The 12,223-nt window shown below is 46.9% G+C and carries 13 protein-coding genes; 7 read left to right on the top strand and 6 right to left on the bottom strand.

Annotated elements, in window-relative coordinates; genetic code table 11:
• Window positions 1-16 precede the first annotated feature (16 nt).
• The 5 genes from ACZ45B_RS12185 to ACZ45B_RS12165 all read left to right on the top strand — a co-directional run bounded on the left by ACZ45B_RS12185 (window position 17) and on the right by ACZ45B_RS12165 (window position 3,569).
• Window positions 17-325, top strand: coding sequence for an anti-sigma factor antagonist (locus ACZ45B_RS12185; RefSeq protein ID WP_029681713.1), 309 nt, complete (start codon window positions 17-19; stop codon window positions 323-325).
• A gap of 104 nt (window positions 326-429) precedes the next feature.
• On the top strand, window positions 430-876 hold the full coding sequence (locus ACZ45B_RS12180; protein WP_029681712.1) for an ATP-binding protein: 447 nt from the start codon (window positions 430-432) through the stop codon (window positions 874-876).
• A 76-nt stretch (window positions 877-952) separates the two neighbouring features.
• A complete protein-coding gene (locus tag ACZ45B_RS12175) occupies window positions 953-1,318 on the top strand; it encodes a response regulator (protein ID WP_024545269.1) in 366 nt (121 codons plus the stop codon).
• Window positions 1,319-1,336: 18 nt separating this feature from the next.
• On the top strand, window positions 1,337-3,103 hold the full coding sequence (locus ACZ45B_RS12170) for a SpoIIE family protein phosphatase (RefSeq protein ID WP_024545268.1): 1,767 nt from the start codon (window positions 1,337-1,339) through the stop codon (window positions 3,101-3,103).
• Between the two features lie 256 nt (window positions 3,104-3,359).
• Complete coding sequence (locus tag ACZ45B_RS12165) at window positions 3,360-3,569, top strand: ferredoxin-thioredoxin reductase variable chain (RefSeq protein WP_024545267.1); 210 nt, start codon at window positions 3,360-3,362, stop codon at window positions 3,567-3,569.
• Window positions 3,570-3,714: 145 nt separating this feature from the next.
• On the opposite strand, the gene ACZ45B_RS12160 is transcribed toward ACZ45B_RS12165, so the two are convergent.
• Entirely contained in the window at window positions 3,715-3,867 is a 153-nt protein-coding gene (locus ACZ45B_RS12160; protein WP_164494890.1) for a hypothetical protein, read from the bottom strand.
• A 119-nt stretch (window positions 3,868-3,986) separates the two neighbouring features.
• Here ACZ45B_RS12160 and ACZ45B_RS12155 point away from each other — a divergent pair, with 119 nt between their 5' ends.
• Window positions 3,987-7,634 (top strand): hydantoinase B/oxoprolinase family protein, encoded by a 3,648-nt coding sequence (locus ACZ45B_RS12155; RefSeq protein ID WP_024545266.1) that lies wholly within the window; start codon window positions 3,987-3,989, stop codon window positions 7,632-7,634.
• 96 nt (window positions 7,635-7,730) lie between these two features.
• On the opposite strand, the gene argB is transcribed toward ACZ45B_RS12155, so the two are convergent.
• From argB to ACZ45B_RS12135, 4 genes are all read right to left on the bottom strand, one after another.
• On the bottom strand, window positions 7,731-8,642 hold the full coding sequence (argB, locus tag ACZ45B_RS12150; RefSeq protein WP_024545265.1) for an acetylglutamate kinase: 912 nt from the start codon (window positions 8,640-8,642) through the stop codon (window positions 7,731-7,733).
• A gap of 115 nt (window positions 8,643-8,757) precedes the next feature.
• Window positions 8,758-9,333 carry a shikimate kinase gene (locus ACZ45B_RS12145; RefSeq protein WP_024545264.1) on the bottom strand — a complete coding sequence of 192 codons (576 nt, stop codon included), beginning with the start codon at window positions 9,331-9,333 and terminating at the stop codon, window positions 8,758-8,760.
• Window positions 9,334-9,387: 54 nt separating this feature from the next.
• Complete coding sequence (locus ACZ45B_RS12140; RefSeq protein WP_024545263.1) at window positions 9,388-9,597, bottom strand: lipopolysaccharide assembly protein LapA domain-containing protein; 210 nt, start codon at window positions 9,595-9,597, stop codon at window positions 9,388-9,390.
• A gap of 3 nt (window positions 9,598-9,600) precedes the next feature.
• On the bottom strand, window positions 9,601-10,827 hold the full coding sequence (locus ACZ45B_RS12135; protein ID WP_024545262.1) for a bifunctional sterol desaturase/short chain dehydrogenase: 1,227 nt from the start codon (window positions 10,825-10,827) through the stop codon (window positions 9,601-9,603).
• Between the two features lie 366 nt (window positions 10,828-11,193).
• Between ACZ45B_RS12135 and ACZ45B_RS12130 the strand changes: the two genes are divergently transcribed.
• On the top strand, window positions 11,194-11,382 hold the full coding sequence (locus ACZ45B_RS12130) for a hypothetical protein (RefSeq protein ID WP_024545261.1): 189 nt from the start codon (window positions 11,194-11,196) through the stop codon (window positions 11,380-11,382).
• 98 nt (window positions 11,383-11,480) lie between these two features.
• On the opposite strand, the gene ACZ45B_RS12125 is transcribed toward ACZ45B_RS12130, so the two are convergent.
• Window positions 11,481-12,221 (bottom strand): DUF561 domain-containing protein, encoded by a 741-nt coding sequence (locus tag ACZ45B_RS12125; RefSeq protein ID WP_024545260.1) that lies wholly within the window; start codon window positions 12,219-12,221, stop codon window positions 11,481-11,483.
• Window positions 12,222-12,223 lie beyond the last annotated feature (2 nt).

Below are 12,223 nucleotides of genomic sequence, written 5' to 3'. Positions count from 1 at the left end.
TTATCAGGAAAAAAACATGTCTTTAGAAGTTACTTTAAGTGTCAATAATGATGTTGCAACCATAAATCTGTCAGGTCAGCTAGATGCCAGTTCTGCAGAACTTTTTCAGGAAAAAATCAAAGAAGCTGCAGCCTATGATCTTAGGGAGCTGATTTTAGACTTAAAGAACCTTGATTACATGGCTAGTGCAGGTCTGAGAGTATTAATATTCTCCAAGCAGCAGATGGGAAGTGCGGTGACAATTTATCTTACAAATACCCAAGAAATGGTAAAAGAAACCATTAAAAAAACGGGATTTCATCATAGTGTTGTGCTTGAAGAATAAAATATTTTCCTAAGTGACATGACGATATAAATAAAAGATTTTTTTAGGAAGTCTTTTTTATACAGATAAATTATTTGTTTCTTGGTTTTGAGCTTGCATTAATTATGTCTTCTATCCCAGGTGATTTAAGTTGTCCAGCATCTTTAGACTCACTATCTACAATAGCATCTTGGGTTTTAGACGTTGCTCAAAAAGCAGGTTTAAGTAAAAAATCTGCTTATAATCTTCGTTTGGCAATTGATGAAATTGCAACAAATATTATTTTATATGGCCATCAAAAAGTAAATATAGCAAAAGATATTACTCTAAAAGCAGAAATTAATGAATCAAGCTTAGTCATCACACTTAAAGATCAGGGTATTCCCTATGACCCAACAACACGTGATCTTCCATCGGCAGAAGATCTATCTCTTAGTTTAGAAGAGAGAGAGATAGGCGGTTTAGGTGTTTTTTTGGCATTGAATTCTGTTGATGGATTTCACTATGAGAGAGCCGAAAACTATAATTATAATATTTTCATGATGAACATTGATGTACAAAATCAAGTTTAATACATTTAAAATTCTGTCGGAGCTGCTCAATCAGTTACTACTTTTATCAAAAATAGACTAAAAAAAACAAATAATAATGAATAAGATTCTCTTAGTTGAAGACAATGAAATGAATCGGGATATGCTCTCTAGGAGGCTTATTCGTAAAGGATTTGATGTTGTTATTGCCGTTGATGGCGAACAGGCGATTAGCATGGCATCATCAGAAACACCTGATTTGATTTTGATGGATATGAGTTTACCAATCATTGATGGCTGGACGGCGACTAAGCATCTTAAGAATCAAGAGGTCACAGCTAATATCCCAATTATTGCCTTAACTGCCCATGCCATGGCAAGTGACCGCACAAAAGCGTTTGCTGCTGGATGCGACGATTATGATACTAAGCCGATAGAATTTAAGCGACTCTTGGAAAAAATAAATACTCTTTTATCAACTTAAGAAATTTTCCCTTATTTTATGACAAAAAATAATATTCAAACTGAAACTCTATATCAATTACTTTCTTTGATCCGTCATGAGCTTCGCACACCAATTAACGCGATTATTGGGTATGCGGAAATAGTTCAAGAAGATCTAGAAGAAATAGAATCTTCTTCTGCAAAAAAATGCAATTATGTGATTGATCAAGCCCATGAACTCTTGGAAATCATCAATAATCTACTGGTATCAGATAAAAAATCCAAGTCGGAGTCTTTTCTGTTAAAAGAATGTTTTTCTAAAGTGCTTTTGCTCATGGCACCTTCCATAGAAAATATTTTCTTAAAAATAAGTGAATTACGCGATGAAATCATAGATGAAGAACTCATTCAAGATTTAGAAAAAATTCAAATAGCAACGACAAAACTCAAAAATCTTGTTTATAGTCTCGAAAGTATCTACGAAAATTTCCAAGACTCTTTAAAGATTGAAAACACAACCTTCAATATATCTAACGATTTTTTTGAAGAAAACACAGAAGATGTTTTAAATCAGAGTACCCAAAAAGCCAGAAGAGATTTGTTGGGGCGAATTTTAGTAGTAGATGATAATCAAGCTAATGTAGATCTTCTAGAACGTCAACTAACTCGACAAGGCCATCAAGTTACTACTTGTCTTAGTGCAAAACTTGCTATTGATATTTTGGAACAACACTTATTTGACATTATTCTTTTAGATGTGATCATGCCAGAAGTCACTGGTTATGAATTTTTGAAATTCTTGAAAAGCCACACTGAATTTCAGTTTATTCCAGTAGTGATGATTTCGGCTTTGGATGATTTTCAGCATATTGTTCAGTGTATTCAAATTGGCGCAGAAGATTACTTGCCTAAGCCTTGTGATCCTGTTTTGTTAAAAGCTCGTATCGAAGCATCTCTAGAGCGTAAAAAATTAAGAGACAAGGAAGTCCTATATACTCACCAATTGGAAACCCTGTCTTCCATTATGCAGAATGAACTGGATAAAGGACGACAAATGCAAAAGAATTTTCTGCCGTCTGAAATTCCAAATAAAAAAGGTTGGGAATTTAGTACTTTTTTTAGTCCAGCAAAACAACTTTCTGGTGATTTTTATGATTTATTTGAATTACCTAATGATGCAATTGGCATCGTAGTTGCAGATGTTTGTGACAAAGGTGTTGGCGCAGCTTTATTTATGGGGCTTTTTCGTAGTCTAATCAGAATTTTTTCTGGGCAAACACTTTTAGATGGACTTCATTTGGAATCTCACAAGATCCTTGATCTCGAAAGCCTAAGGAGAGAAGACAACTATCAACCAGCACTTGAAGCTATTTCTCTGGCTAATAATTATGTGGCTTTAAACCATGGCGATACAGGGATGTTTGCAACTATTTTTTTTGGTGTGTTGGACACGAAAACTGGCATAATGAAATATGTTAGTGGTGGCCATGAACCAGCTTTTCTTTTGGATTCCCAAGGGAATATCAAGCAGGTTTTAAATTCAACTGGCCCAGCGGTGGGAATGATGGTTGATTTGCCTTTTCAGATACAAGAAGTGGAATTTAAAAATGGAGATTTATTTTGCGTTTATACGGATGGTATTCCTGAATCAAAATCAATCACTGGATCTTTTTATGGCATGGATCATCTGAAAGAAATGATGCTTCAAACATATGATTCTGCTGATCACTTAGTCCAGAATATTACTGGTGCTGTTATCAAACATATTGGGGAAGCAGAACAATTTGACGATATCACAGTTGTTGGTATTAGAAGGGGGTTCTAGGGGGGCTACTAGATCTAATTGATTTTGTGAAATTACAAGCTAGGTTTAATCCGTTATAGAGCATTGTAATCAAGATGACTTTTGGGTATGACTTTTTAAATCACAGCAATTTTTCATGCTCAGGTTAGAGAAATTTAGTAACAATGTCCCAAAAATCATTTTGTAGAGATCCATGGCTATGTACAATAGGGAAGCTGTGCGCTTCTTAGGGAGCCTTAGAGATATCTTTATGTATGAGTGAGGACAAGAAAGGTTTATGAATGTTGGCGATCGCATCCGTGTTACAGCATCTGTCATTGTGTATAACCATCCCCAAAGCCGCAAACAAGCCTTTGATTTAAAAGGAATGGAAGGAGAGATCGAGGCAGTTATCGGCCGGCCTATCACAGCAACTCTTCCGGTGAAGGTCCGTTTCGAGCCGAAGTACGCAGCCCATCTCCGGGAAGATGAAATCGAAGTGATCTAGATTTTTCCGGCGGTCAGTGAGAGACAGGCGACGTTACAAATCTCTTTGAAATCGCTTATCCCTTCTCCGATTCAAGGCAGTGGAGAGACGAACGACTAGAGGACATTAGGATTTTTTCCTGGTGTCCTCTGCTGTTGTTGGCGTCTTATTCTGTGGCGGGATTAAAAACCTGTGTTCCTGTGCCAGCACAGAGTGGACAGGTGCTTTCCCGTTGAACATTGCCGCTACAGTCACGTTCGCTAACATAGCCTTGGCCATCACAGTATTTGCATTTGGCTTTGGTCTGGTTCGTCGTCATGGTTCTATTTTATTGATGTTGTTACGCAACAAATTTTCCCTGGGGATTCCTCAGGACACAAGATAAATAAGCTTTAATGAGAAATCTAGGATTTCTCAGAACACCCAAAGCATAGACTTATGGCGGCAACTTCCTCTCGTTGGCAATTTTGGATTGATCGGGGCGGCACTTTTACTGATATCGTCGCCAAACGTCCCGATGGCGAGCTGGTCACCCATAAGCTCCTATCAGAAAATCCAGAGCGCTACCCCGATGCGCCAGTGCAGGGGATCCGGGACTTACTCGGTTTAAATTCCCATGATGCAATCCCCACAGATCACATTGAAGTGATCAAAATGGGGACAACGGTGGCCACCAATGCCCTCCTGGAACGGAAAGGCGATCGCCTAGTGTTGGTGATTACCCAGGGATTTCGCGATGCCCTAAGGATTGGTTATCAACATCGCCCGGATATTTTTGCCCTAGAAATTAAGCTACCAGAAATGCTCTATGAACAGGCGATCGAGGCCCAGGAACGCCTTGATGCCCAGGGAAATGTGTTGCAGCCCCTGAATGTAGCCCAGGTTAAACAGGATTTACAAAACGCCTTTGACGCCGGGATTCGCAGTTGTGGGGTGGTACTGATGCATGGCTACCGTTATCCCGAACACGAGCGGCAAATTGGGGCGATCGCCCAGGAAATTGGCTTTACGCAGATTTCCCTGTCCCATCAGGTCAGCCCGTTGATGAAGTTGGTCAGTCGGGGCGACACGACGATGGTAGATGGCTATCTATCACCGATTTTGCGCCGCTATGTGGATCAAGTGGCTGGCTATCTCCAGGCTGCGGGTCAGGGGCCAAAACTGATGTTTATGCAGTCCAATGGCGGCCTCACAGAGGCGCAACAATTCCAAGGGAAAGACAGTATCCTCTCGGGGCCAGCCGGGGGCATTGTCGGGGCGGTGAAAACCTGTGCGATCGCCGGCTTTGAAAAAATTATCACCTTTGACATGGGGGGCACCTCCACCGATGTCGCCCACTACGACGGCACCTACGAACGTAGCTTTGAAACAGAAATTGCTGGGGTGCGCCTGAAAACGCCGATGTTGGCGATCCATACTGTGGCGGCGGGGGGCGGCTCCCTGGTGCAATATGACGGCGCGCGGTTTCGGGTCGGGCCAGAATCTGCCGGAGCGCATCCGGGGCCTGCCTCCTATGGCAAAGGGGGGCCACTGACGGTCACCGATTGTAATGTGCTGCTCGGTAAAATCCAGCCGGAGTTCTTCCCAAAAGTGTTTGGGCCAGCGGGAAAAGATCCCTTAAATCGCGCCATTGTCCAGGAGAAATTCCAAGCCCTGGCGGAAACTTTAAACCAAGATCCTGAAGCTGTGGCCGCTGGTTTTTTGGCGATCGCCGTGGAGAACATGAGCAATGCGATTAAACAAATTTCTTTGCAACGGGGCCACGATGTGAGTGACTATGCCCTCTGTTGCTTTGGGGGGGCAGGGGGACAGCATGCCTGTGCGATCGCCGATACTCTGGGGATAAAGACCATCGTGATTCATCCCTTTGCGGGGGTGCTATCAGCCTATGGCATCGGTTTAGCAGAAATTCGAATGCTCAAAGAAAAGGCGATCGAAAAGGTTTTAGAGAATCATCTCCTTGCTGAACTAGAAGCAAAATTCCAGGAACTCAGACAACAGGCGATCGCCGAACTAAATCAGCAACAGCCCCCAGCCCAGGCAAAAATTGTCGAGGCCCGCCAGGTTCATCTCAAGTACCAGGGCACGGACTCTATTTTGATTGTCAATGATGGCGATCTGGCGGCGATGGTGGCCGAATTTGCCGCCCTGCACCAGCAACGCTATGGTTTTACTCTACCTGATAAGGCGCTGATCGTTGAATCGATTAGCCTGGAGCTGATTTGTGAAACCCAAGCGGCCACGGAACGTCCCCAACCCCAACGCACTGACGGCACTACAAAACCGATTGAAACAGTTTCTATGTACAGCACCGGTCAATGGCAGCAAACTCCCGTCTATGATCGCGCCGCGCTTCAACCCGGTGATGTGATTGCTAGTCCTGCCCTGATCATTGAAAAAACAGGGACAAATGTGATTGAACCTGGTTGGCAAGGCCGCTTAAATACATATAATCACCTCATCCTCGAAAAGGTACAGGATGTATCCCAGGCGATCGCCCCCGCGACTGCAGATTTCAGCCAGCCAGATCCCGTCACCCTCGAAATTTTTAATAATCTCTTTCGGGCGATCGCCGAACAGATGGGAGTGACCCTGCAAAACACCAGCTACTCCGTAAATATCAAAGAACGGCTCGATTTTTCCTGTGCGATTTTCGACCCCCAAGGCCACCTCGTCGCCAATGCCCCGCACATTCCCGTGCACCTCGGTTCCATGGGAGAAAGCGTCCAGAGTTTAATCCAAGCCCACGGAACGCATTTCCAACCAGGGGATGTGTATATGTCGAATAATCCCTACAATGGCGGGACTCACTTACCTGATATAACGGTGATCACGCCGGTTTTTGCGCCGGCCCAAGCGGACAATGCCATGGCAAGGCCGCTTTTTTTCGTCGCCTCTCGCGGCCACCATGCCGACCTGGGGGGGATTACGCCGGGCTCAATGCCTCCCCAAAGCACCCAGATCCAGGAGGAAGGAATTCTCATTGATAATGTTTGCCTCGTAAAACAGGGGCAATTCCAAACCGCAACGGTTACGCAACTGTTTACCGAGGCGGCTTATCCCGTGCGTAATCTCACCCAGAACCTCGCCGACCTCCAGGCGCAAATTGCCGCCAATGCCAAAGGCCTTCAGGAACTCCAAAGACTTGTGCAACATTATGGTCAAGCAATGGTTTTAGCCTATATGCAGCATGTGCAGAATAACGCCGAGCAGGCGGTAAAACAGCAATTAAAACGGCTCCGGGACGGAGAATTTACCGTCCCTCTGGACAACGGCGATCGCCTCCAGGTGAAGATCAAAATTAACCAAGAGCAGCAAACGGCCGAGGTGGATTTTACTGGGACCTCGCCCCAATCCAAGACAAATTTTAATGCCCCCAAAGCTGTGACCCAAGCGGCGGTATTGTACGTTTTCCGCAGCCTAGTGCAGGATGACATTCCCCTCAACCATGGTTGCCTGAAGCCGATCAACGTGATTATTCCCGAAGGCTGTCTGCTCAACCCCCGGTATCCAGCGGCGGTGGTAGCAGGCAATGTGGAGGTGTCCCAAAATATTACTGATTGCCTATATGGCGCTCTGGGAGTGATGGCAGCGTCCCAAGGGACAATGAATAATTTCACCTTTGGGAACGCTCAGTATCAATATTACGAAACCATTTGTGGCGGTTCCGGCGCTGGCCCCAATTTTCACGGCACCGATGCGGTACAGACCCATATGACCAATTCGCGCCTCACGGATCCAGAGGTTTTGGAATGGCGGTTTCCGGTGCTGTTAGAGGAATTTTCCATCCGTCGAAATAGCGGTGGCTTGGGAAACTTTAGGGGCGGCAATGGGGTGGTGCGGCGGCTACAATTCCGAGAACCGATGATAGCGGCGATTCTCTCCAGTCGGCGACAGGTAGAACCCTTTGGGTTAAGGGGCGGTTTACCGGGCCAATGTGGAGAAAACAAATTAATCCGCAGCGATGGTACTGAAACATTTTTGTTTAGTACCGTTGAAGTCGCGATGGAAAAAGGCGATCGCCTGGAGATCAAAACCCCCGGCGGCGGTGGCTATGGTCACCCGATCAAAGCTTCTGGAGATTAGTTAAGCTAGCGCTGCGATCGCCTGGTTATCTACATTTGAGCTCCTCGATCTTTTCCCCCAAAGCAGAGATTAGGGGAAATATTTCGAAGTTGGGTATTAGCCAAAGGGCGTCAGCGGAAACTGACTCTGGTAATCGGAGGCGACGATCATTGAGCCAATGCCATCGTTTGTAAAAATTTCGAGCAGCAACGCATGGGGAATCCGACCGTCGATAATATGGGCCGCTTTTACCCCCTGGGCCAGCGATCGCACACAACAACTCACCTTGGGGATCATTCCCCCCGAAACGACACCAGAATCAATCAATTCCCGGGCCTGTTGGAGGTTTAGACGGGGAATTAAGCTTGCTGGGTTGTGATAGTCTTCCAAAATACCGGGGGTATCTGTTAGGAGAACGAGTTTTTCGGCGCCCAGGGCGGCAGCCAATTCCCCAGCGACGGTATCAGCATTGATGTTGTGGGCTTGGCCTGTTTCATCGGCAGCCACACTAGAAATAACAGGCACATAACCATTTTCAACAAGGGATTTAATCAGTCTGGTGTCAATGGTGGTCACTTCCCCCACGAAGCCGACCCCTTCTTTGCCCACGTGACGCGCTTGGATCATGTTGCCATCTTTACCACAGAGACCCACGGCCAAGCCCCCTTCTTGGTTAATGAGGGAGACGATTTCTTTGTTGACCCGCCCGACGAGAACCATTTCAACCACGTCCATAGTATCGGCATCGGTCACCCGTAGGCCGTCTTTGAATTGGGGTTCAATGTTGAGTTTCGCTAACCAGGTGTTAATTTCTGGGCCACCACCATGGACAACGATTGGTCGCATGCCAATACAACAGAGGAAGACGATGTCACGGATTACTTTATCTTTGAGGGTGCTATCTTTCATTGCTGCACCGCCATATTTCACCACAATGGTGCGCCCGGCAAACTGCTGCATGTAGGGGAGGGCTTCACTAAGGATCCGGACACGGGTGGCTTCGGGTTCTCTGATGTATTCGCTTTCCATGAATGAATGATCTTTCTAAGGTGAACTGAGCGCAGGTGACTGGCTCAACATGAGTCGGTATTGTACGGGATCGGCGATCGCCCTATTTGTTCTCGACTAGCATTTTGGAGACTTTTTAGGTCCTGTCCTTTGGGGGGCGATCGCCAATAAATTCCGGTGGTTTACGCAGCACCGAAGGAATTTGGGCAATAATATCTTCTGCCACAGCTCGGGGGGGGCGATTGCCAGAAATTTGCACATGCAAATCAGCCTCACCATAGAGCGATCGCCGTTGCTGGAGCAGTTGCCCCAACTTTCTTTCGAGATCGACATTTTGGAGCAGCGGCCGCGATGTATCACTCCTGAGGCGATCGACTAAAACGGGTACAGGCACATCCAACCAAATCGTCAAACCCTGGCGCAGATAATACCAATTGGCCTGGGAAACCACGATTCCCCCCCCAGTGGCGACCACGGTCCGCGTTTGCACCGCAATTTGCTTGAGGACTTGGGTCTCTAGGTTGCGAAATTCTGACTCCCCCATTTCTGCAAAGATCTCGTTAATCGATCGCTTTGCCAAGGTCTCGATGATGCTGTCCGAATCCAAACTGCGGTAATTCATCAACTCTGCGATAATTTCCGCGAGGGTACTTTTTCCTGTGCCCATCATGCCGATGAGATAAATATTTAAACCTTTCAGCAAATCATCCATAGATTAGCCCGACAAACTCACAAGACATCATCATAAGGGTTTTTCTTACCTTCCCTAACGGCGCGCCCCAATCGATAAAAAACTACCGCAGATCACCCCTAGGCTCACCCCAAAAGCCAACAGGATCCCAAAGGGAAAGCGAGCCGATTCCCAGATCAAGAAGCGCAGGGAAACCAGCTCAATATTTTGGATTGAAACCACTGCCATGCTGATGATCACCACCGCAATCAGGGACATGGCAATAAAGCGGCCTAGAGCTTCCATCAATTAGGCTCCGCGACTGAACAGCTTAAAATAGCTTGCCACAAAAAATTCTTTGATGGGAAACAGGACATAAGTGAGGGGGTTAATGGTGACGATAATATTACGAAAATCCCGGCGAGCCCCCCCAACAATGCGTTTGGCCACCCAGTTCGCTGACATGACCCCCACTGGATTGAGGGCGCTCTTAAATGGCCCGAGGATGAGCTTGCGAATCACAATGGGGGCATCGAGCCGTTGGAGGGTTACAAGATCGCCCAAGGCCCGTTTGCTGAGTTCATAGAGAGGACTTACTGCTGGGCTTACTTCCGCTTCGGAGGTATTGACCCAAATTTCTTTGCGCACCCGGTCTTGATTGGTTTCGACGGTGCTGAGGAATAACGCCATTAACCGCTGCTGGGAAAAGGTATTGATCTCATAGGATTTGTGGATGGCTTCAGGGGTGCGATCGCCATGGACATTGATCCCGTGATTGAGCACGAGGATATCAACTTTTTTGAGGGTGTCTAAGAGATCCGCTTCAGCTCCAATTTGCCAAGTAACAGTGGGCAAAGGAACATCCTGTTGATGAATCCCAATCGAAAGCGATTCTGAACTGGAAGTGAGGGCGATCGCCTTCGCCCCCGCCTGGTGCAATTCCGTGAGGAGTGCTCGGCCTAGGGTGCCCGAAGCCCCCGTCACGGCAACGCGTTTACCTTTCAGGGAAAGTGCTGTGCCCATGAGCTTATCTACCAGGGTAAATGTGCCACAATAATAAGCCTCTTGGTTTTCAAAATGGTGTCGCCAGTGGTAAGGGCGATTGACCCACCAATCCCCCGGCAACTCCGTAAACGCCCCTGGACGGTGGGTCAGATCCGTTAATTCTTCGGCGTAGGGCAGTCCCAAACCCCGGGCGATCGCCGCCCCCAAAAAAGACAAGGTATATAGACAACCCGCTAAACCCAACCAAGCCGTTGGTACCGACAGACTCAGCAATAGACCCCAGAACAACAGCCCAAAGGTCAGCATGACCAGCGCTTCGGGCACATCGTTGTACCAATGGGCTTTCCGATAAATTTCTTCGCTCACTGGGGTCAAATCGCGCCGAAATACCCGGTGATGCCAAGCATGGAGCTGACCGACAGGCGCCCAAATATGAGCTAAGACATGGTATAAATCCCGCACCAATTCCACCCAAAAGACGGAACCTAGGGCTAGGCCACCACCGAGAACAAGTTGGCTACTGCTGATCATGCCCAAAGAACGACAACGTGATGTTTAAAGAATTTTGCTACCCAAATGTTTTAGCATTGTTTCCCTTCCTTGGGAAACCTGACTCTACCTTAGGAGCAACGGGCATTGAAACCCGAACATAATTATTCGCTTGATTGGGGGTTGGCGATCGCCAACCCCCAATCCCCATTTAGCCCGATGTCTGTCTCTCTGCACTTGACAAAAAACAAAATCAGTGGGTTGTTTCGCTCTAGAGGTGAATGATCCCCGCAAAACTTTCAAAATAAAGGCTTTTCTCTCCGCGCAAATCTTAAAACACCCTAAACTTTTTCCCCGAAATCAGAAGATGATGTACTAAAATAAACTTAAGTTAACAAAAATTAAAACATGCTGGTTCCGATTCTCATCTTTGATGTTGCACTTGTAGCGTGGTCACTCCACCTCATGCAACAAGCATTTGACCAACAGGAGTTTTCCCTGATGTTGGCCGGAACCCTAGTGGCAGCCGCCGCTGCCGCCATGATGGTTGTGTACTTTCTCATGAACAACTGTCTTCACCAATTATTACTGTCCTGAGTAGCGCTACAACAGTTCCCAAAGTAAAACCCTCCATTGATTCGGAGGGTTTTACTTTAACTTTTGAACTGATGAGCCCGCTCAACCAAAAGGCAAAACTAAGCCTGTACGCCAATAGCTGCGCGATCCAACGCTTCGACTAACTGGCGCACAGTAGCGACCATCGCCAAGGGATCATTGAGCTTGTTAATCGCAGAGCCAACCCCAATCCCCGCAGCACCAGCGGCGATCGCCATGGGGGCCGTCACATCAGAAAGCCCTGATGCACAAAGAACAGGGACATCTACTGCACGGGAAATAGCATGGGCTGCCGCCAAGGTGGGCGCTGCCTTTTCAATTAGACCGAGGGTACCCGCACTGACAGGCTGACTAGAAGTGCCACCTTCGGTTTGGATAATGTCAGCACCTGCTTCCACAAGCTGCTCAGCCAGGGCAACCTGTTCATCGAGAGCGAGAATGTGGGGCACGGTCACAGAAAGGACTACATTGGGGAGTAAAGCGCGGGTTTCTTTGGTGATCGCAAGCACTTCTTCTGCCTCGAAGCGAATCCCTTGGGCATAGAACGCATCGAAATTCCCAATTTCTACCAGATCAGCCCCGGCCGCCACTGCTGCAACCAATTTTTGGGGTTCTACTGCTGAAACACACACGGGGAGAGCAATGGCCGCTTTTACCTGACGGATCAAATTTGCATCCGCCGCAATATCTACAAAAGTTGCGCCACCTGCTTCTGCTGCCCGAGCCACTGCCAGCACGTTAGCTGCATCAAAATTGTTTAAACCACTAATTACTTTGAGTGCTCGACCTTGAGCAAAGGCATCTTTTAGCATCAGATCCATAG

The organism is Picosynechococcus sp. NKBG15041c, from assembly GCF_055380235.1.
This window is presented reverse-complemented; position numbering and strand designations above follow the sequence as displayed.